The sequence below is a fragment of the Streptomyces sp. NPDC002851 genome (assembly GCF_053591935.1).
In genome coordinates this window covers 11,063-32,686 of the sequence record NZ_JBSFUT010000055.1, presented here as the reverse complement: position 1 = coordinate 32,686, position 21,624 = coordinate 11,063, and the positions used below count along the sequence as shown (strand labels likewise).

Genomic DNA, 21,624 nt, shown 5'->3' with positions numbered 1-21,624 from the left:
GGATGATGTCAGTCATGAAGGGACGAGTCCTTGTCGTCGACGACGACACCGCACTGGCCGAGATGCTCGGGATCGTGTTGCGGGGAGAAGGTTTTGAACCGTCGTTCGTGGCAGACGGCGACAAGGCGCTGGCAGCCTTCCGGGAGACCAAGCCGGATCTGGTGCTGCTTGACCTGATGCTGCCCGGTCGGGACGGCATCGAGGTGTGCCGGCTGATCCGGGCGGAGTCCGGGGTGCCCATCGTCATGCTCACCGCCAAGAGCGACACCGTGGATGTGGTGGTGGGACTCGAATCGGGTGCCGATGACTACATCGTGAAGCCGTTCAAGCCGAAGGAGCTCGTGGCCCGTATCCGGGCGCGGCTGCGGAGGTCGGAGGAGCCTGCGCCGGAGCAGCTGGCTATCGGTGATCTTGTGATCGATGTCGCCGGTCACTCGGTGAAGCGGGACGGGCAGGCGATCGCGCTGACCCCGTTGGAGTTCGACCTTCTGGTCGCTCTTGCCCGTAAGCCGTGGCAGGTGTTCACGCGCGAGGTGCTGCTCGAGCAGGTGTGGGGCTACCGGCATGCGGCCGATACTCGGCTGGTCAACGTCCATGTGCAGCGGCTGCGCTCGAAGGTCGAGAAGGATCCGGAGCGGCCGGAGATCGTGGTGACCGTCCGCGGCGTCGGTTACAAGGCCGGGCCGAGCTGAGATGTCCCGGGACAGCGCCGCTGCGCCGCCGCCCGGGCGACCGGGTTCCAGGCCGGAGCGGCCGTTGGCCCCGACGGGGCGGGCCTCCCGGTTCGGGAGGCTGGTCGACGGCGGGCTGATGCTGCAGGACGGGGTGCAAGGCAGCCCCGTGCTGCGGTTGCTGCTGCGCTGGGTGCGTCGGCCGCTGCTGCCGGTCATGCGGCTGTGGCGGCGGAACATCCAGTTGCGCGTGGTGGCCGGCACTCTGCTGATGTCGCTCGGCGTGGTGCTGTTGCTCGGTCTCGTCGTGATCGGGCAGGTGCGCAACGGGCTGCTCGATGCCAAGGAGAGGGCATCGCAGAGCCAGGCCGCGGGTGGTTTCGAGGCCGCGAAGGACGCGGTTGCCAGGGCTCAGGACGGCAGCCGCGGCGGGTCGGCCGACGGCATGGTGCAGCAGAACGCCTCGCAGTGGCGTTCCGACCTGGTGACGCAGCTGTCCAGCGGCGGGCAGAGCGCCTTCGATGTGGTGGCGCTGAGCTCCGGCGGTGACGCCGGCCGAGGGCGGGGGCCGCGGGCCTCCGGCGACGTCGCGGCCCTGGAGAGCGTGCCCACGGAGCTGCGGGACCAGGTGGAGCGGGGGAACGGCGCGCACCAGAGCTTCTCGCGCATCGTCTATACGCGCGGCCAGGAACCGGTGGCCGGTCTGGTCATCGGTCGGCAGCTGACCGACATCAACAACGATCCGTATCAGCTCTACTACCTCTTCCCGCTGACGCAGGAGGAGAAGTCGCTGAGCCTGGTGAAGGGCACGCTGGCCACGGCTGGGCTCTTTGTGGTGGTGCTGCTCGGCGCGATCGCCTGGCTGGTCGTGCGGCAGGTGGTCACGCCGGTCCGGATGGCGGCGGGGGTCGCGGAGCGGTTGTCCGCCGGGCGCCTTCAGGAACGTATGAAGGTGACCGGCGAGGACGACATCGCGCGGCTCGGCGAGGCGTTCAACAAGATGGCGCAGAACCTCCAGCTGAAGATTCAGCAGCTGGAGGACCTGTCGCGGATGCAGCGGCGTTTCGTCTCGGATGTGTCCCACGAGCTGCGTACACCGCTGACGACCGTGCGGATGGCCGCAGATGTGATCCATGAGGCGCGCGAGGATTTCGACCCGGTGACGGCGCGGTCGGCGGAACTGCTCGCCGATCAGCTGGACCGGTTCGAGTCGCTGCTCGCCGATCTGCTCGAGATCAGCAGGTTCGACGCGGGGGCGGCGGCGCTGGAGGCCGAGGCGATAGACCTGCGTGATGTTGTACGTCGTGTCGTGGGCGGGGCCGAGCCGCTGGCCGAGCGCAAGGGCGGCCGGATCAGGGTCGTCGGCGACGATCAGCCCGTGGTGGCCGAGGCGGACGCCCGCCGGGTGGAGCGGGTGCTGCGCAATCTCGTCGCGAACGCCGTGGAGCACGGCGAGGGCCGGGACGTGGTGGTACGTCTCGGGGCGGCCGGTGGCGCGGTGGCGGTCGCCGTACGCGACTACGGGGTGGGCCTCAAGCCCGGTGAGGCGACCCGGGTGTTCAACCGTTTCTGGCGGGCCGACCCGGCACGCGCGCGTACCACCGGTGGCACCGGGCTCGGCCTCGCCATCGCGCTCGAGGACGCCCGGCTGCACGGCGGCTGGCTACAGGCCTGGGGCGAGCCGGGAGGCGGCTCGCAGTTCCGCCTCACGCTGCCGCGCACGGCGGACGAGGCGCTGCGCGGCTCCCCCATACCCCTGGAGCCGGAGGACTCGCGGCGCAACCGCGATCTGAGCGACGCCGGGTTGCCGCTGGGTGGCCGGAGCAAGCTCGCCACCGTGCCGGTGCAGCCCGCGCAGGAGCAGGGGGCGTCCACTCCGCCGTCGACGGGGGAGAACGTGGCGAGCGTGGCAGCGACCGCCGCGACCGTGGCGCGGCAGGCTCCTGTGGCGGATCCGGCGGCGCTACCCGGAGCCAGCGGGACCAGGGTCGTGCCGCGTCAGACGCGGGTGCCGGACGCCGCTACGGGCGGCGTGGCTGGTACGGCCGTAGCTGGGGGCGGCACTGCGACTGTGTCGGTGACTGTGGCGGCGGGGGACTCGGAGGGGCCGGAGCCCCGGCAAGCCGATCCCGCGGACAGTGAGCTCAGCGCCGGGGCCGCAGGCGCCATGGGGAACGCAGAGGCCGATGAGCAAGCAGCGGATACAGCAACGGACATAGAAGCGGACACAGACAGCGCAGAGGGCGCGGCGAGCGACGGGGGCGGCGTCGGCGTCGACGCAAGCGACGGCAGACGCGAAGACAGCGTCGACGCCAGCGTTGACGACAGCGACGCCAGTGACGGCACCGGCACCCGCACCCGTACCCGCACCGACAGCAGCGGCAACAGTAGGAGCGGCGTCCAGCGTGACGGTCGCGGCGGTGACGTAAGCAGTGGGGACCGAGAAAGTGGTGACCGAGAAGGGGAGAGCACGCGTGGGCGCTGACCGAGGACGTCGGGGCCGCTCCCGTACCTTGCGCACCGGTGCTGCCCTCGGCTGCGGCACGGTGTTCCTGGCCGGGTGCGCCTCGATGCCGGACAGTGGGGGTCTCGGGCCGGTGGACATGCCCGCGCAGGAGTCGCGGGTGCGGGTCATCGCGGTGCCGCCGCGCCCCGGCGCCGACCCGAGTGAGATCGTCGATGGCTTTCTGGAGGCGCTGACCAGCGACGACCCCCAATTCGCCATGGCCCGCAAGTACTTGACGAAGAAGGCGTCGGAGAACTGGCACCCCGAGCGCTCCACCACCGTCCTCGCGGACGGCCCCAACACGGACACGGACCGCACCAGCAACGACCGTAAGGGCAGCGGTTATACGTTCGCGCTCTCCGGCCGCCGGGTCGCCACGGTGGACGGGCAGCACGCGTATCAGCCGGGGCAGGGCACGTACGCCGAGACCATCCACCTCACTCAGCAAGAGGGCAAGGACGGCTCGGAGTGGCGGATCGACCGGCTGCCACCGGGCGTGGTGCTCGGCGAGTCGGACTTCCAGCGCCTCTATCTCCCCGTCAACAAGTACTACTTCGCCTCGGCCTCCTCGTCGGACGGGGGCGGGGCGCAGGGTTCGCTGCCGCTGGTCCCTGACCCGGTCTATGTGCGCAAGCAGCCGGATCCGGTGGCCCAAGCGGTGAACTCGCTGCTCGACGGGCCGGCCAACTGGCTGAGCCAGGTGGTGGATTCGCGCTTTCCGAGTGGTACGGCACTGAAGCCGGGCACCAAGTCGCTCTCGCCCGACGACGAGAACCGCCTTCGGGTGCCGCTCAACCACCGGGTCGACGGCGTACGGCCGGACCGCTGCCGCAAGATGGCGACGCAACTCTTCTTCACGCTCAGAGACTTGCCGCCCGTCGGGGTCGAACAGGTCGAGCTGCTGAGGTCGGACGGCTCGCAGCTGTGTACTCTGACCGCCGATCAGGCGGCGGCCGACAGCCCGGGGCGCAGGGAAAGCAGCCCGGATTACCAGTACTTCATCGATGCCAAGCACCGCTTGGTGCGCATGCCGCGGAACAAGGATGACGTGGAGCCGGTGCCGGGCCCCCTGGGAGACGGCAGCAAGGAACTGCGGTCCGCCGCGGTGGCGCGCACCGAGGACCGGGCGGCCGGGGTGTCGAACGACGGGCGTTCGCTGTACGTCGGCTCGCTGCTGCCCGGCGGCACGCTGGAGAAGACGCAGCTGCGCAGCCGGTCCAAGCAGGAGGCGGACGGCCTGGGGAAGCCCAGTTGGGACGGCCGCGGCGACTTGTGGGTGACCGACCGCGACACCCGGAACCAGCGGCTCCTTTGGTTGGCCCAGGGGACCGGTGCCCCGGTGGAGGTCAAGGTCCAGGGTCTGGGAGAGGCGCGCATAAAGGCGGTGCAGGCGTCGTCGGACGGTGTCCGGGTGGCGCTGCTCGTCGAGCAGGACGACAAGGTCTCGCTGAAGATCGGCCGGGTGGAACGCCAGGGCACCGCGGAGGACCCCGAGGTATCGGTCGTCGGACTCCGGCCCGGGGCACCGCAGATGGAGGAGGTCACCGCCATGTCGTGGGCGGGCGGCAGCCGCCTCGTGGTGGTCGGCAGGGAGGCCGGCGGTGTGCAGCAGCTGCAGTACGTCCAGAGCGACGGCTCGGCGGAGGCGGGACCGTCCATACCGGCGCTCACGGGCGTGACGGACATCGCGGCCTCGGAGGACGACCGGCTTCCGCTGGTGGCCCACTCCGACGAGGACGGGATCGTACGGCTGCCCCCGGGCGCGAACTGGAGGACCGTGGTGACGGAGGGCGCTGCGCCGGTGTATCCGGGCTGAGGCCACTGATCCGGCCGGGCTGAGGCTGCTGCCGGTCCGTCGGGGGTGAGGCTGCCGGTCTCGTCCGGGCTTAGGCGGGGCGGCACCGATGGGTGCCGCCAACACGGCCTGCCCCGCTGCAGTTGCCCGTCCCCCTCTCTCTCCCCCTGCCTCTGCCCCCGCCCCCTTCGCCGTACCGCTCACCCCAGTTGGGCCCGCCGACCATCAACCCACGCTCCCCATGGGGCAGTTGTCCACAGGGCCTCTGCCGCCGCTCCCCAGAGTTATCCACAGGGGTGGCCGGGTCTGGGTCTCGTTGGCACAGTGGTGGACATGCGGGGGTGGTGGCGGGACTTCGCTGACCTGGTGCTTCCGCCGGACTGCGGTGGCTGCGGGAGGTCCCGTACGGCGCTGTGCGACAGCTGTCGCGCGGCTCTGTACGGGCGGGTGCCGCAGCGGGTGCGCCCGGCGTCCGAGCCGGCCGGTTTGCCCACGGTGTACGCGGCGGCCCCGTACGCGGACGAGGTGCGTGCCGTGCTGCTCGCCCACAAGGAGCGGGGCGCGCTGGGCCTCGCAGAGGCACTGGGCGCGGCCCTTGCGGGCGCGGTGCGCGCGGGGCTGCGGCGGGAGAACAGGACGGAAGGAGGAACGGCGGACAGGACGGAAGGAGGAACAGAGAACGGGACGGAGGGGGGAACGGAGAACAGGACGGAGTCGGGTGATCCATGGCCGGGCCCGTTGGTCCTGGTGCCGGTCCCGTCGGCACGGCGCGCGGTGCGGGCGCGGGGACACGACCCGGCACGGAGGATCGCCGTCGCGGCGGCGCGGGAGTTGCGGCGGTCGGGGCTCCCGGCGCGGGTGGTTCCGGTGCTCCGGCAGCGGAGGGAGGTGGCCGACCAGTCGGGGCTGAACTCCCGGCAGAGGCTGGCCAATCTGGCCGGTGCCCTGGAGGTGGTGGCGGGCGCCGAACGCCTGCTCGCGGGGCGGCGGACCGTCCTCGTCGACGACCTCATGACAACCGGTGCGTCACTGGCGGAGGCCGCGCGTGCCCTGCGAGTAGCAGGCGTCGCAGCGGAAGTTGACGAGTGGACCACCCCGGAATCGGCCACCGCCCCGGTGCCGGCCCTTGACGGGACAGGGTCAGGGACAGGCTCGGCGGCGGGCCCATGGCACGGAATGTCAGGTACGAACGTGCGTCTGAACGCAGCCGTGGTCGCCAGTTCTCCGGACTCCTTCGAGATAAACCGGAACTGACTGAGGAGCTGCGTCGTTGCAGGTAACGACAGAGGTATTTCACCTGAATGGAGGTATGCCGCAGTAGAGGGTGACGACATCCGTCCGGGCGAGATATGTTCGGTTGTGAGGAATGGCGGATGCCTGACCTCGCATATCGGAATGCCGGCTGCGAGTTTTCCGTATTCACTCGCTCCGGTGGGGTGGAGATCTTGTTCGTGGGGGAGGAGGAGGTGGAAGTCACCGAGTCCGCGGCCCCGGGGGTCACCGGGGCCTGGTGCAAGAGGGAGACGCTCCGCGCCTGACTGCGGAGCGATCCGGGAACGGAGTTCTGCGTGGACATCGTCGTCAAGGGCCGCAAGACCGAGGTGCCCGAGCGGTTCCGCAAGCACGTGGCCGAGAAGCTGAAGCTGGACAAGATCCAGAAGCTCGATGGCAAGGTGATCAGCCTCGACGTCGAGGTGTCCAAGGAGCCGAATCCGCGACAGGCAGACCGTTCGGACCGAGTGGAGATCACGCTCCGCTCGCGCGGCCCGGTGATCCGGGCCGAGGCCAGTGCCAGCGACCCCTATGCCGCACTTGACCTGGCCGAGGAGAAGCTGCAAGCCCGTCTGCGCAAGCAACACAGCAAGCGATCCAGCCGCCGCGGCACCGGCCGCCTGTCGGCCGCCGAAGTGGCCGACCGAGTCCCCGAGGCAGCCACGCTGAACGGGCACGGAGAGCCCGTCACGGCCGAAAGGGAAGAGGCCGTACCGACCAGGAAGATCGGATCCCTCGAAGTGCAGGGCGACGGACCGCTGGTGGTCCGGGAGAAGACCCATGTCGCCGCACCGATGTCGCTCGACCAGGCGCTCTACGAGATGGAGCTGGTCGGGCACGACTTCTATCTGTTCGTTGACTCAGAAACCAAGCAGCCGAGCGTCGTCTACCGTCGGCATGCATACGACTACGGCGTGATCCGCCTGGACACGGACCCGATGGTGGCCAAGGCGCACACGGCCATGGCAGGCGGTGCGCTCGGCGGCTGACGCCACGACGGTCCGCATCCCCGGCCGACGGGCCGGGGAACTCAACCAACGGGCCGGAGCCGACGGGCGAAGCCCGACGATCTGTCGAGGTGCCCCTGGAGCGTGCGTGCGCCCCCAGGGGCACCAGCGTGCGACCCCTTGGGGCACCGCGCCGCCCTCCGGGCATGAAATCATGTCCGGGCAGGCCAACCCGCGTACTGCTGAGGGGGGTTGGTGCGGCACGGGAGAGCAAGGCCTCGGCCTTCAGGGGGAGGAACGATGGCGGACAGTTTCGGACCGATGGGTGGCGAGGACGCCGGAGATGACGGCGTGCTCGGCGACGCGGATACGGGCGCGCCCCGGAAGGAGCCCATCCGGGTCCTTGTGGTGGACGACCATGCGCTCTTCCGCCGTGGCCTGGAGATCGTCCTGGCACAGGAGGAGGACATCCAGGTCGTCGGGGAGGCGGGGGACGGCGCGGAGGCCGTCGACAAGGCGGCCGACCTGCTGCCCGACATAGTCCTCATGGATGTGCGGATGCCGAAGCGCGGCGGCATCGAGGCCTGCACCTCCATCAAGGAGGTGGCCCCCAGTGCCAAGATCATCATGCTGACGATCAGCGACGAGGAGGCCGACCTCTACGACGCGATCAAGGCGGGGGCGACCGGTTATCTCCTGAAGGAGATCTCCACGGACGAGGTGGCCACCGCGATCCGCGCCGTGGCCGACGGGCAGTCGCAGATCAGCCCCTCCATGGCGTCGAAGCTGCTCACCGAGTTCAAGTCGATGATCCAGCGCACCGACGAGCGCCGGCTCGTGCCCGCACCGCGGCTGACCGACCGCGAGCTGGAGGTGCTCAAGCTGGTGGCCACGGGGATGAACAACCGCGATATCGCGAAGGAGCTGTTCATCTCCGAGAACACCGTGAAGAACCATGTGCGGAACATCCTGGAGAAGCTTCAGCTGCACTCCAGGATGGAGGCCGTCGTCTACGCGATGCGGGAGAAGATCCTCGAGATCCGGTAGTCCCGGGCCCTCGCACACGCTCCCGAGGTCAGGCGAGCGCCGCCGTGAGCGGTGCGCGCAGCTCCGCCGGGGTCACCCGCTCCACCCGCACGTCCGAGCAGCCGACCCACTCGGCCGCCTCCCGCAGCGCCGCGGCCATCGGCTCAACCGCCTTGGGCGTCTCCAAGGAGGCGTGCCGGGCCACCAGCGTGCTGCCCGCGCGCGCCGGGTCGACGCGGCCGAGCAGCCGCCCGCCGGAGAGCAGCGGCATCGCGAAGTACCCGTGGACCCGCTTCGGCTTCGGGACGTACGCCTCCAGGCGGTGGTTGAAGCCGAAGATCCGCTCCGTCCGGGCCCGCTCCCAGACGAGGGAGTCGAAGGGCGAGAGCAGCGTCGTACGGTGCCGGCCGCGGGGCGGGGTCGCCAGGGCCGCCGGGTCGGCCCAGGCCGGCTTGGACCAGCCCGCCACCGTCACCGGCACGAGGCCGGAGTCCGCGACGACCGCGTCGAACTGCTCGCCCTTGAGCCGGTGGTAGTCCGCGATGTCCGCGCGGGTGCCCACGCCGAGCGCCTCACCGGCCAGGCGCACCAGGCGGCGCAGACACTCCCGGTCGTCCAGGTCGTCGTGGAGCAGTTCATCGGGCACCGCGCGCTCCGCGAGGTCGTACACCCGCTTCCAGCTGCGGCGCTCGGTGCACACCACCTCGCCGTACATGAGGGCGCGCTCGACGGCGACCTTGGACTCGGACCAGTCCCACCACTCGCCCTTGTTCTTCGCGCCGCCCAACTCCGTTGCCGTCAGTGGGCCTTCGGTGCGCAGCTGCTTGATGACCTGCTCGTAGGCCGGTTCGCTCAGCTCATGGCCCCAGTGCGGCCGGGTGCGGTAGGCGCGGCGGCGGAAGGCGAAGTGCGGCCACTCCTCGATGGGCAGGATGCAGGCCGCGTGCGACCAGTACTCGAAGGCGTGGGGCGGTGCCTTGGGTGCGCCGTTGGACGTCGGGGTCCAGTACGCCTCCTCCACCGTGCCGCGGCCGACGGCGCCGAGGCGGGCGTACGGAATGAGCTCGTGCGAGCGGGCGAGCACGGAGATGGTGTCGAGCTGGACCGCGCCGAGGTGCCGCAGCACGCCGCGGACTCCGGCGCGGCGGTCGGGCGCGCCGAGGAACCCTTGGGCGCGCAGGGCGATGCGGCGGGCTTCGGCGGCGGAGAGTTCGACTTCCGGGGCGGGCGCGGCGGCGGCAGAGGTCATGTTCGTACCGTAGAGGCCACCACTGACAACTCAGTCCGGGATCAGCGAATCCGCGGGATCCGCGGTCAAGTACGGGTCCAGGGGCGGCAGTCCGAGGTCCGAGGGGAGCAGCGAACCCACCCAGCTGTCCCGGCGCGTGCCGCGTTGCAGCAGTCCGGCGCGCAGGGTGCCCTCCAGGGTGAACCCGGCCCGTTCGGCCACCGCGCGGGAGGCCGTGTTGCCGACCTCGGCGCGCCATTCAAGGCGGTCGATGGCGGCGCGCGTGAACGCCCAGCGGGATACGGCCCGCAGTGCCTCGGTGACGTAGCCGTGGCCGCGGTGTTCCTTCACCGCCCAGAAGCCGATCTCGGCGGCGCCCTCACTGCGCGGCATGACGCCCATCACGGCGACCAGGGCGGCGGAGTCCCGGTCGACGATCGCGAAGTGGTATTCGCGGCTGTCGCGCCAGGTGTCCGGCGCGAACTGCCGGGTGAACGTCTCGGCGTGCTCGCGCAGATAGGGCGAGGGGATCGTCGTCCAGCGATGGATGTCGGGATCCTGCGCGGCCGCGTACACGGCGTCGGTGTCCTGCGGGCCGATGGTGCGCAGGACCAGGCGGTCGGTGGTGAGGGTGACGGGCTCCATCGGCCGATTCTCGGCCTTACTGAAGGAGGGAGCCAAGACATTTCCGGGGGGCGGCCGGGCACCTCACGCGGTGCTCGTTCGTTTCCACGGAGAGCGACAGGTGGCCTGAGTCACGGCGACCCTCCCGGCGGGGGTGCGTCCTCGCATACGATGGCCGTTGCTCACCAGACAGCAGTAGTAAGGCAGCGGCCGTACACGGCAGTGCGTCGCAGCCAGTCAGCAGCGCTGACGCAGTAACCGACCGAGCCAGGCCCGACCGGCAAGGAGATCAACCCTCGTGTCCGTCTTCACCAAGCTCATGCGTGCAGGCGAAGGAAAGATCCTGCGCAAGCTGCACCGCATCGCGGACCAGGTCAACTCCATCGAAGAGGACTTCATCAACCTCTCCGACGCCGAGCTCCGCGCCCTCACGGACGAGTACAAGGAGCGCTACCAGGAGTGGGCCGACAGCGACGGCAAGTCCGGCGACAGCCTGGACGACCTGCTCCCGGAGGCCTTCGCCACCGTCCGTGAGGCGGCCAAGCGCGTCCTCGGCCAGCGCCACTACGACGTGCAGATCATGGGCGGCGCCGCCCTGCACCTCGGCTATGTGGCCGAGATGAAGACCGGTGAGGGCAAGACCCTCGTCGGCACGCTGCCGACGTATCTGAACGCGCTGTCCGGCAAGGGCGTTCACCTGATCACGGTCAACGACTACCTGGCCGAGCGCGACTCCGAGATGATGGGCCGCGTCCACAAGTTCCTCGGCCTGAACGTTGGCTGCATCCTCGCCAACATGTCGCCGGCCCAGCGCCGCGAGCAGTACAACTGCGACATCACTTATGGCACGAACAACGAGTTCGGCTTCGACTACCTGCGCGACAACATGGCGTGGTCCAAGGACGAGCTGGTCCAGCGCGGCCACAACTTCGCCGTGGTCGACGAGGTCGACTCCATCCTCGTCGACGAGGCCCGTACGCCACTGATCATCTCCGGCCCCGCCGACCAGGCCACCAAGTGGTACGGCGACTTCGCCAAGCTCGTCACCCGCCTCACCAAGGGTGAGGCGGGCAACCAGCTCAAGGGCATCGAGGAGACCGGGGACTACGAGGTCGACGAGAAGAAGCGCACCGTCGGCATCCACGAGTCCGGTGTCAGCAAGGTCGAGGACTGGCTGGGCATCGACAACCTCTACGAGTCGGTGAACACGCCGCTCGTCGGCTATCTGAACAACGCCATCAAGGCGAAGGAACTGTTCAAGAAGGACAAGGACTACGTCGTCATCGACGGCGAAGTCATGATCGTCGACGAGCACACCGGCCGTATCCTCGCCGGCCGCCGCTACAACGAGGGCATGCACCAGGCGATCGAGGCGAAGGAAGGGGTGGACATCAAGGACGAGAACCAGACGCTCGCCACGATCACCCTCCAGAACTTCTTCCGCCTCTACGACAAGCTCTCCGGCATGACCGGTACGGCCATGACCGAGGCCGCCGAGTTCCAGCAGATCTACAAGCTGGGCGTGGTGCCGATCCCGACGAACCGGCCGATGATCCGCAAGGACCAGTCGGACCTGATCTACCGCACGGAGAAGGCCAAGTTCGACGCGGTCGTCGACGACATCGCGGAGAAGCACGCCAAGGGCCAGCCGATCCTGGTCGGCACTACTTCTGTGGAGAAGTCCGAGTACCTCTCCCAGCAGCTCGCCAAGCGCGGCGTCCCGCACGAGGTGCTCAACGCCAAGCAGCACGACCGGGAGGCGCCGATCGTCGCCCAGGCGGGCCGCAAGGGCTCCGTCACCGTCGCGACGAACATGGCCGGCCGAGGCACCGACATCAAGCTCGGCGGCAACCCGGACGACCTCGCCGAGGCCGAGCTGCGCCAGCGCGGCCTCGACCCCGAGGAGCACCTCGAGGAGTGGGCCGCGGCCCTGCCCGCCGCCCTGGAGAAGGCCGAGGCGGCCGTCAAGGCCGAGCACGACGAGGTCACGGACCTCGGCGGCCTGTACGTCCTGGGCACCGAGCGGCACGAGTCGCGGCGTATCGACAACCAGCTGCGCGGCCGCTCCGGCCGTCAGGGCGACCCGGGCGAGTCCCGGTTCTACCTCTCGCTCGGCGACGACCTGATGCGCCTGTTCAAGGCCCAGATGGTCGAGCGCGTGATGGCGATGGCCAACGTCCCCGACGACGTACCCATCGAGAACAAGATGGTCACGCGCGCGATCGCCTCCGCCCAGTCGCAGGTCGAGCAGCAGAACTTCGAGACGCGTAAGAACGTCCTCAAGTACGACGAGGTCCTCAACCGCCAGCGCGAGGTCATCTACGGCGAGCGCCGCCGCGTCCTGGAGGGCGAGGACCTGCACGAGCAGATCCGTCACTTCATGGACGACACCATCGACGCGTACATCGCGGCGGAGACCGCCGAGGGCTTTGCCGAGGAGTGGGACCTGGACCGGCTGTGGGGCGCCTTCAAGCAGCTCTACCCGGTGAACGTCACCATCGACGAGCTGGAGGAGGCCGCGGGCGACCGCGCCGGGCTCACCGCCGAGTTCATCGCCGAGTCCGTCAAGGACGACATCCACGAGCAGTACGACGCGCGTGAGGAGCAGCTCGGCTCGGAGATCATGCGTGAGCTGGAGCGCCGCGTGGTCCTCTCGGTCCTGGACCGCAAGTGGCGCGAGCACCTCTACGAGATGGACTACCTCCAGGAGGGCATCGGCCTGCGCGCCATGGCGCAGAAGGACCCGCTGGTCGAGTACCAGCGCGAGGGCTTCGACATGTTCACCGCCATGATGGAGGGCATCAAGGAGGAGTCCGTCGGCTACCTGTTCAACCTGGAGGTCCAGGTCGAGCAGCAGGTCGAGGAGGTCCCGGTGGAGGCCGAGGAGAAGCCCTCCCTGGCCAAGGCCGAGGCGCCGCAGGAAGCCGTCCCGGCGGGCACGCGCCCCGAGATCCGGGCCAAGGGCCTCGAGGCCCCGCGCCGCCCGGACCGGCTGCACTTCACCGCGCCCAAGGTGGACGGCGAGGGCGACATCGTCGAGGGCGACTTCACCAGCGACGGCGGCGAGGCCCCGGTGCGGTCCTCGGCGGACGGTATGACCCGGGCCGAGCGCCGCAAGGCGCAGAAGGGTAAGCGCCGCAAGAAGTAACCGCCTGGCGTGAGCCGTAGGCGTGCGTGATCAGATCGCCGGGGTCCGGATTCGTCCGGGCGCCCGGCGATCTGCGTACGTGGCGATCTGCGTACGTCAGGCGGGGGCGTGTTCGCCGCCGAGTTCCACCGCGGCGCAGCGCCAGCGCAGGTCCCGGCCCCGCTCCAGGCGGAACGCCATCGCGCGCACCTGGTCACCCGCGCCGATGCACGCGCTGGCCTCGACCACGCCGGGGCGCAGCGGATGCGCGCGGCAGGTCCGGACGACGGGGCGGGTGCCCAGGGCCCTGAGCGGGGTGCGCGGGGCGAGCTCCACGAGCTGCTGGTAGCCCGGGCCGACGGTGTGGCCCAGCATCCAGTGCACCGGGCGCTCCCCGCTGAGCACCGCGAGCAGCCGCTGGGCGAACAGCTCGTGCGGGGTGAGGCGGCGCCTGCGGGGCGGCGGGGGTGACGGCGGGCGGCGCTGGTCGCGGCGGCCGCGCGGCCCGCTGCGGGCGCTGTGGCCGCTGCGGTCGGTGGGCCGGGTCGTGGCGCGGGCGGTCCTGCGGTGGGTCTCCGTGGGCCGGGTGTGCGCGCTGTTCCTGCTGTCCATATGGATCACCCCGTTCTGCCGGTTCGCCGGCCCGGTTTGATTACCGGGCGGTAGCTTTCGGCTCTTCTTGTACGGGGGCCGCCGCGGCGGTCGCAACGCGGGACCGGGTGCCGCCCGGGCGTACCGGAAGTTCACCTATCAGGGGGACGAGGCGTACGAGGCGCGCTGCGGGGAGCGTCAAGGGCGGGCGTCGTCGGGGGCGGCCCGTGGCCGGGCACGGGCACTCCGAAGGGGGACCCGCGCACGTATCCTGAAGGCCGCTGACAGGTTCTGATCACCCGATCCCCGAGGGCGCCGAGAGCCCCGGGATCACCGAAGAAGGAAGCGGCGGACATGCGCGTCTACGTTCCCCTGACCCTGCCCCGACTCGCCGAGGCGCACCAGGCGGGGGAGCTGGGCCCCGGGCCGATGACCGCCTATGCCGTCACACCGGCGCTGCGGGAGTGGTACGTCTCGGACGACATCGAGGAGCTCGAGTACGCGGCCCTGAACCGGGCCGCCGCCGCCTCGCTGCGGCTGCTCGCCGGGGCTCCTTCGGTGGTACGCCGCCGGGTCGTCGTCGCCGTCGACGTGCCGGACTCCGAGGCGGCCGTCGACCCCGACCGGGGGCTCGACCCGAGCTCGCTCGGCGAGGTGCGGATCGAGACAGCGGTGCCGCTGGCCAAGGCGGCGGCGGTGCATGTGGACGCGGCGGACGCCGAGGCGGACGTCACGGCGGCCGCGGACGCCCTCGGCGCGGCGGACCAGGGGGACGACGACGCGCAGTTCACGGTGGACGGCGCGGAGGACCACGAGCTGCTGTGGTTCGCGACGCAGGAGATCCCTAACCTGATCGGTTGACCCGACGAGAGCTGATCGGATGACCCAGCCTGTCGGTGGGACGCGGTACGTTTTTAGGCATGGGGAGCACGGGGAAGCGCACGACGCACATCGTCTGGGATTGGAACGGCACGCTGTTCCACGACATCGACGCGGTCATCGGCGCCACGAACGCGGCGTTCGCGGAGCTGGGACTCGAGCCGATCACGCTGGAGCAGTACCGGGAGCTGTACTGCGTGCCGGTGCCGAAGTTCTACGAGCGGCTGATAGGGCGGATGCCGTCCGAGACCGAGTGGGAGGTCATGGACAGCACGTTCCACCGGCACTACAGCGAGCATCGGCTGAGGTGCGGCCTCGCCGACGGGGCGGAGGCGCTGCTCAAGGAGTGGCAGTCCGCGGGGCACAGCCAGTCGATCCTGAGCTTGTTCGGGCATGACGAACTGGTGCCGCTGGTCCGGGACTTCGGGATCGAGTCGCGGTTCATACGCGTCGACGGGCGGACCGGGCCGTCCGGGGGCGGCAAGGCGGAGCACATGGCGCGGCACGTCGCCGAGCTGGCCTCCGCCGCGGCCGTGCACCCCGCGCGTGCCGTGGTCATCGGGGACGCGGTGGACGACGCGCTGGCGGCGGAGCACGTGGGCGCGCGGGCCGTGCTGTACACCGGGGGCTCGCACAGCCGGGAGAGCCTGGCCGCGGCGGGGCCGGAGGTGCCCGTGGTGGACTCACTGGCGGAGGCGGTCAGCGTCGCGCAGCAGCTCGTGGCGTAAGTCGCGCAGCAGCTTGTGGCGTAACGGGTCGGTGGCCCGGTACCTCCACGCCTCGGCCCTTACTCGGCCTCGGCCGGTGCCTTGCTGCGCAGCAGCTTCAGGAACTCCCTCATCCAGGCCGAGTGATCCGGCCAGGCACGGGACGAGATCAGGGTGCCGTCGACCACGACTTCGGAGTCGTGGAAGGTGGCACCGGCGGACTGCATGTCGAGTTCCAGGGCCGGGTACGCCGTGACGTCACGGCCTCTGAGGTTGTCCGTGGCCGCTGTGATCAGCGCGCCGTGGCAGATCTGGGCCACCGGCTTGTCCGCGTCGAAGAAGGTCTTGAGGATCTTGCGGAGCTCCGGGTCGTTGCGCAGGTACTCCGGGGCGCGGCCGCCCGGGATCACCACGGCGGCGTACTGGCCCGGGTCGATCTCGGAGAAGGCCAGGTCGGCGGGCCAGGTGTAGCCCGGCTTCTCCGTGTAGGTGTCGAAGCCCGGCACGAAGTCGTGCACCACGAACTGCAGCTTCTTGCGGGCGGGGGCCGCGATGTGCACGTCGTAGCCCTCTTCGCGGAGCCGCTGGTAGGGGTAGAGGACCTCAAGGGACTCCGCCGCGTCACCGGTCACGATCAGGATGGTCGCCGTCATGGCCGCTCGCTCCCTCCCGAGCCGTTCTGAATGTTCTGGATGCGAAGGGTGTGCTTGATGCGCGGGATGTTCTGGTTCGACTGTGGACCCGCTGCGCTCAACGTGCCTCCCCGAAGCACCCGTGCCAAGGGGGCCCGGAGCGGTGAAGGGTGAGAGTTGGCCGATAACGTGTGCGTCGCTGTCCAGAGTGTCAAACTTCGGGGCCGCTTTTTGTACACATAAGGCCCATGACGGCGGGCCGGTGCGGGGCGATAGCCTTGACCCGTGATCAGCGCGATATGCCCGGGGGACCCTGCGGTCCCCGGCTGCCGCCCGGAGCCGTCGAGTGCCCGGGTGCCAGGCTCTGTCGCGCTTCTTAGGCGGGGCGGAACCCGCGAGGGTTCCAGGCCGAGCACGGTCAAGTTGGCCAATAACGCCCCGGCCCTCTCTCGCCACGGCATAGCGTCGAGCCCGACCGGAGACCCCGCGTCGCGGCGTTACGTCACTCTTCGCAGGAACCAATTCCGCAGGAACGACACTTTCTTCTACGTCACGCAACGGCGCGCGACAGGAGCCAGAGGACATGCAGACCAAGCTGGACGAAGCAAAGGCCGAGCTGCTCGCACGGGCCGCCCGGGTAGCTGAGAACAGCCCGGTCGGGGGGCAACTTCCGACGGGGACCACCACTGGGGACGCGAGGAGCGTGGACCAGGGCCCCCAAGCCGACGTGCTCACGTTCCTCCAGGGCTACTACCGGCACACCGCCCCCGAGGACCTCACCGACCGGGACCCCGTCGATGTCTTCGGCGCCGCCGTCTCGCACTACCGCCTGGCCGAGAATCGCCCCCAGGGCACGGCCAATGTCCGGGTCCACACGCCGACCGTGGAGGAGAACGGCTGGACCTGCAGCCACACCGTGGTCGAGGTCGTCACCGACGACATGCCGTTCCTCGTGGACTCCGTGACGAACGAGCTGTCCCGGCAGGGCCGCGGCATCCACATCGTGATCCACCCGCAGGTCGTCGTACGCCGTGACCTGACCGGCAAGCTGATCGAGACGCTGCCCGACGGTGCGCCCAAGGACACGCACGACACGCTCACCGAGTCCTGGATCCACGTGGAGATCGACCGGGAGACCGACCGGGCCGACCTGACGCAGATGACGAACGACCTGCTGCGGATCCTCTCCGACGTGCGGGAGGCCGTCGAGGACTGGGAGAAGATGCGCGACGCCGCGCTGCGCATCGGCGAGTACCTGCCTAACGAGCCCAGCCCGTCGGACCTGCACGAACGCGAGGTCGAGGAGGCCCGCGAGCTGCTCCGCTGGCTCGCCGCCGACCACTTCACCTTCCTCGGCTACCGCGAGTACGAGCTGCACGACGACGACTCGCTCAGCGCCGTCCCCGGCACCGGCCTCGGCATCCTCCGCGCCGACCCCAAGCACAGCGGTGAGGACGCCCACGCCCACCCGGTCAGCCCGTCCTTCAACCGGCTGCCCGCGGACGCCCGTGCCAAGGCCCGCGAGCACAAGCTGCTCGTCCTGACCAAGGCGAACAGCCGGGCCACCGTGCACCGGCCCAGCTACCTCGACTACGTCGGCGTGAAGAAGTTCGACGACAAGGGCAAGGTCGTCGGCGAGCGGCGGTTCCTGGGGCTGTTCTCCAGCGCCGCGTACACCGAGTCCGTGCGGCGCGTACCGGTCATCCGGCGCAAGGTCGACGAGGTGCTCAAGGGCGCCGGTTTCTCGGCGCACAGCCACGACGGACGCGACCTGCTGCAGATCCTCGAGACGTACCCGCGCGACGAGCTGTTCCAGATCCCGGCCGACGAGCTGCAAGCCATCTCGACCTCCGTGCTCTACCTCCAAGAGCGCCGCCGCCTGCGGCTCTACCTGCGCAAGGACGAGTACGGGCGCTACTACTCGGCGCTGATCTACCTGCCGCGCGACCGGTACACCACGGCCGTACGGCTCCGCCTGATCGACATCCTCAAGGAGGAGCTGGGCGGCACCAACGTCGACTTCACCGCCTGGAACACCGAGTCGATCCTGTCCCGGCTGCACTTCGTGGTCCGGGTCCCGCCGGGCACCGAGCTGCCGGTGCTCTCCGACGCCGACAAGGAGCGGATCGAGGCCCGCCTGGTCGAGGCCGCCCGCTCCTGGGCCGACGGCTTCGCCGAGGCGCTGACCGCCGAGGTCGGCGAGGAGCACGCCGCCGAGCTGCTTCGCCGCTACGGCAGCGCCTTCCCCGAGGGCTACAAGGCCGACCACACGCCGCGCTCCGCCGTCGCCGACCTGGTCCACCTGGAGGCCCTCGGCGCCGAGGACAAGGACTTCGCGCTCAGCCTGTACGAACCGGTGGGCGCCGGACCCCGCGAGCGCCGCTTCAAGATCTACCGCGAGGGCGCGATGGTCTCGCTCTCCGCGGTCCTGCCGGTGCTCCAGCGGCTCGGCTGCGAGGTCGTCGACGAGCGGCCGTACGAGCTGCGCGCCTCCGACGGCACCACCGCCTGGATCTACGACTTCGGCCTGCGCATGCCGGAGAGCAACGGCAACGGCGACTACCTGGCCGACGACGCCCGCGACCGCTTCCAGGAGGCGTTCAGCGCGGTGTGGACCGGCAAGGCCGAGAACGACGGCTTCAGCTCCCTGATCCTCGGCGCCGGGCTGAACTGGCGGCAGGCCATGGTCCTGCGCGCGTACGCCAAGTACCTGCGGCAGGCCGGCTCGAAGTTCAGCCAGGACTACATGGAGTCCACGCTCCTCAACAACGTCCACACCACCCGGCTGCTCGTCTCGCTCTTCGAGGCCCGCATGTCCCCGGACCGCCAGCGGGCCGGGACCGAGCTGATCGACGGGCTCCTCGAGGAGCTGGACGGCGCGCTCGACGAGGTGGCGAGCCTGGACGAGGACCGGATCCTGCGGTCCTTCCTGACCGTCATCAAGGCCACGCTGCGCACCAACTTCTTCCAGAAGGCGAACGGCGACGAGCCGCACGCGTACGTCTCCATGAAGCTGGACCCGCAGGCCATCCCGGACCTGCCGGAGCCCCGGCCCGCCTACGAGATCTGGGTGTACTCGCCCCGCGTCGAGGGCGTGCACCTGCGCTTCGGCAAGGTCGCGCGCGGCGGTCTGCGCTGGTCGGACCGGAAGGAGGACTTCCGTACGGAGATCCTCGGCCTGGTCAAGGCGCAGATGGTGAAGAACACCGTGATCGTCCCGGTCGGCGCGAAGGGCGGCTTCGTCGCCAAGCAGCTGCCCGACCCTGCCAAGGACCGGGACGCCTGGCTGGCCGAGGGCATCGCCGCGTACAAGACCTTCATCTCGGCGCTGCTCGACATCACCGACAACATGGTGGCGGGCGAGGTCGTGCCGCCCAAGGGCGTGGTGCGCCACGACGAGGACGACACCTACCTGGTGGTCGCGGCCGACAAGGGCACGGCGACGTTCTCGGACATCGCCAACGAGGTCGCCCAGGCGTACGACTTCTGGCTCGGCGACGCGTTCGCCTCCGGTGGTTCGGCGGGCTACGACCACAAGGGCATGGGCATCACCGCCCGCGGCGCCTGGGAGTCGGTGAAGCGGCACTTCCGCGAGCTCGGGCACGACACGCAGACCCAGGACTTCACGGTCGTCGGCGTCGGCGACATGTCCGGCGACGTGTTCGGCAACGGCATGCTGCTCTCCGAGCACATCCGCCTGGTCGCGGCCTTCGACCACCGGCACATCTTCATCGACCCGAAGCCGGACGCGGCCGTCTCGTACGCGGAGCGGCGCCGCCTGTTCGAGCTGCCCCGCTCGTCCTGGGGCGACTACGACAAGCAGCTGCTCTCCACCGGCGGCGGGATCTTCCCGCGCAGCGCCAAGTCGATCAAGCTGAACGCGCACATCCGCGAGGCGCTCGGGATCGAGCCGGGCGTCGCCAAGATGACCCCGGCCGAGCTGATGCGGGCCATCCTCACGGCGCCGGTGGACCTGCTGTGGAACGGCGGCATCGGGACGTACGTGAAGTCGCGCATCGAGTCGGACGCCGACGTCGGTGACAAGGCGAACGACGCGATCCGCGTGGACGGCGCCGACCTGCGGGTCAAGGTCGTCGGCGAGGGCGGCAACCTGGGCCTGACCCAGCTGGGCCGGATCGAGTTCGCCCGCACCGGAGGCCGGGTCAACACCGACGCGATCGACAACAGCGCGGGCGTGGACACCTCCGACCACGAGGTGAACATCAAGATCCTGCTGAACGCGGTGGTCGCCAACGGCGATATGACCGTCAAGCAGCGCAACAAGCTGCTCGCCGAGATGACCGACGAGGTCGGCGCGCTCGTACTGCGCAACAACTACGCGCAGAACACGGCCCTGGCCAACGCGCTCGCCCAGTCGCCGAGCATGCTCCACGCCCAGCAGCGGTTCATGCGCTCCCTGGTCCGCGAGGGCAGCCTCGACCGGGCCCTGGAGTTCCTGCCCTCCGAGCGGCAGATCCGCGAGCGCCTGAACAGCGGGCTCGGGCTCACCCAGCCGGAGACGGCCGTGCTGCTCGCGTACACGAAGATCACGGTTGCCGAGGAGCTGGTGAAGACCGGCATGCCCGACGACCCGTACCTGCAGAACCTGCTGTACGCGTACTTCCCGACCGCGCTGCGCGAGCAGTTCCGGGACCAGATCGAGTCGCACGCGCTGCGCCGCGAGATCGTCACGACGGTCCTGGTCAACGACACGGTGAACAGCGGTGGCACGAGCTTCCTGCACCGGATGCGGGAGGAGACCGGCGGCTCCCTCGAAGAGGTCGTACGCGCCCACACCGCGGCCCGCGCGATCTTCGGACTCAACGAGGTCTGGGATGCGGTCGAGGCCCTCGACAATGTCGTGGCCGCCGATGTGCAGACCCGGATCCGGCTGCACTCCCGGCGCCTGGTGGAGCGCGGCACCCGCTGGCTGCTCAACAACCGGCCGCAGCCGATCGACCTCGCCGAGACCGTCGGGTTCTTCGGCGAGGGCGTGGCGCAGGTCTGGGCCGAGCTGCCGAAGCTGGTCCGTGGCGCCGACCTGGAGTGGTACGAGAGGATCCACCAGGAGCTGACCGATGCCGGGGTCCCGGAGGAGCTCGCGCAGCGGGTCGCCGGGTTCTCCTCGGCGTTCCCGGCCCTGGACATCGTCCTGATCGCGGACCGGATGCAGAAGACGCCGCTCGAGGTCGCGGAGGTCTACTTCGACCTGGCCGACCGGCTCTCCATCACGCAGCTGATGGACCGGATCAGCGCGCTGCCCCGCACCGACCGCTGGCAGTCCATGGCCCGCGCGGCGATCCGCGAGGACCTGTACGCGGCGCACGCGGCGCTCACCGGGGACGTCCTCGCGGCGGGCGACGGCGCGTCGACGCCCGAGCAGCGGTTCAAGGCGTGGGAGGAGAAGAACGCGTCGGTCCTGACCCGGGCGAAGACGACCCTGGACGAGATCCGCGGCTCCGAGGCCTTCGACCTGGCGAACCTGTCGGTGGCGATGCGGACGATGCGGACGCTGCTGCGCACCCACGGGTGAGCCAGCACCCCGGATAGCACCGGAAACCCGGAGAGCGCCGGGAACCCGGAGAGCACCGGAACCCGGATAGCACCGACCCAGGCAAC

At 70.1% G+C, this 21,624-nt stretch carries 15 protein-coding genes; 11 read left to right on the top strand and 4 right to left on the bottom strand.

The window, feature by feature from the left end; translation table 11 throughout:
• Positions 1-2 precede the first annotated feature (2 nt).
• The 7 genes from mtrA (at position 3) to ACWD10_RS35620 (ending at position 8,238) form a co-directional block, all read left to right on the top strand.
• Positions 3-692: a two-component system response regulator MtrA gene (gene mtrA, locus ACWD10_RS35650; RefSeq protein ID WP_451097845.1), complete on the top strand. Its 690-nt coding sequence runs from the start codon at positions 3-5 to the stop codon at positions 690-692.
• 1 nt (position 693) lies between these two features.
• The gene (gene mtrB, locus ACWD10_RS35645) at positions 694-3,156 is read left to right on the top strand and encodes an MtrAB system histidine kinase MtrB (RefSeq protein WP_451097844.1); all 2,463 of its coding nucleotides are present in this window, start codon (positions 694-696) and stop codon (positions 3,154-3,156) included.
• Positions 3,146-4,993, top strand: a complete 1,848-nt coding sequence (locus ACWD10_RS35640; RefSeq protein ID WP_451097843.1) for an LpqB family beta-propeller domain-containing protein — start codon at positions 3,146-3,148, stop codon at positions 4,991-4,993. The genes mtrB and ACWD10_RS35640 overlap by 11 nt, the downstream gene beginning before the upstream one ends.
• Positions 4,994-5,305: 312 nt before the next feature.
• On the top strand, positions 5,306-6,226 hold the full coding sequence (locus ACWD10_RS35635) for a ComF family protein (RefSeq protein WP_451097842.1): 921 nt from the start codon (positions 5,306-5,308) through the stop codon (positions 6,224-6,226).
• 119 nt (positions 6,227-6,345) lie between these two features.
• The gene (locus ACWD10_RS35630; protein ID WP_451097841.1) at positions 6,346-6,510 is read left to right on the top strand and encodes a hypothetical protein; all 165 of its coding nucleotides are present in this window, start codon (positions 6,346-6,348) and stop codon (positions 6,508-6,510) included.
• Between the two features lie 30 nt (positions 6,511-6,540).
• Entirely contained in the window at positions 6,541-7,233 is a 693-nt protein-coding gene (hpf, locus tag ACWD10_RS35625) for a ribosome hibernation-promoting factor, HPF/YfiA family (protein ID WP_451097840.1), read from the top strand.
• A gap of 258 nt (positions 7,234-7,491) precedes the next feature.
• A complete protein-coding gene (locus tag ACWD10_RS35620) occupies positions 7,492-8,238 on the top strand; it encodes a response regulator (protein ID WP_451097839.1) in 747 nt (248 codons plus the stop codon).
• 28 nt (positions 8,239-8,266) lie between these two features.
• Here the strand turns inward: ACWD10_RS35620 and ACWD10_RS35615 are convergent, their stop codons facing one another.
• Positions 8,267-9,466 carry a winged helix-turn-helix domain-containing protein gene (locus tag ACWD10_RS35615; RefSeq protein WP_451097838.1) on the bottom strand — a complete coding sequence of 400 codons (1,200 nt, stop codon included), beginning with the start codon at positions 9,464-9,466 and terminating at the stop codon, positions 8,267-8,269.
• 30 nt (positions 9,467-9,496) lie between these two features.
• Positions 9,497-10,090 (bottom strand): GNAT family N-acetyltransferase, encoded by a 594-nt coding sequence (locus ACWD10_RS35610; RefSeq protein ID WP_451097837.1) that lies wholly within the window; start codon positions 10,088-10,090, stop codon positions 9,497-9,499.
• A gap of 277 nt (positions 10,091-10,367) precedes the next feature.
• On the opposite strand from ACWD10_RS35610, the gene secA reads away from it, so the two are divergent.
• Entirely contained in the window at positions 10,368-13,217 is a 2,850-nt protein-coding gene (secA, locus tag ACWD10_RS35605) for a preprotein translocase subunit SecA (protein ID WP_451097836.1), read from the top strand.
• A 96-nt stretch (positions 13,218-13,313) separates the two neighbouring features.
• Here secA and ACWD10_RS35600 read toward each other — a convergent pair whose 3' ends face one another.
• Positions 13,314-13,808, bottom strand: a complete 495-nt coding sequence (locus tag ACWD10_RS35600) for an Rv3235 family protein (protein WP_451097835.1) — start codon at positions 13,806-13,808, stop codon at positions 13,314-13,316.
• A 333-nt stretch (positions 13,809-14,141) separates the two neighbouring features.
• On the opposite strand from ACWD10_RS35600, the gene ACWD10_RS35595 reads away from it, so the two are divergent.
• On the top strand, positions 14,142-14,648 hold the full coding sequence (locus tag ACWD10_RS35595; RefSeq protein ID WP_451097834.1) for a DUF6912 family protein: 507 nt from the start codon (positions 14,142-14,144) through the stop codon (positions 14,646-14,648).
• Positions 14,649-14,707: 59 nt separating this feature from the next.
• A complete protein-coding gene (locus tag ACWD10_RS35590) occupies positions 14,708-15,394 on the top strand; it encodes an HAD family hydrolase (RefSeq protein ID WP_451097833.1) in 687 nt (228 codons plus the stop codon).
• Positions 15,395-15,453: 59 nt separating this feature from the next.
• Here ACWD10_RS35590 and ACWD10_RS35585 read toward each other — a convergent pair whose 3' ends face one another.
• Positions 15,454-16,026: a DJ-1/PfpI family protein gene (locus ACWD10_RS35585; RefSeq protein ID WP_451097832.1), complete on the bottom strand. Its 573-nt coding sequence runs from the start codon at positions 16,024-16,026 to the stop codon at positions 15,454-15,456.
• Positions 16,027-16,588: 562 nt separating this feature from the next.
• Here ACWD10_RS35585 and ACWD10_RS35580 point away from each other — a divergent pair.
• Positions 16,589-21,538, top strand: coding sequence for an NAD-glutamate dehydrogenase (locus ACWD10_RS35580; RefSeq protein ID WP_451097831.1), 4,950 nt, complete (start codon positions 16,589-16,591; stop codon positions 21,536-21,538).
• The last annotated feature ends 86 nt before the right edge of the window (positions 21,539-21,624 follow it).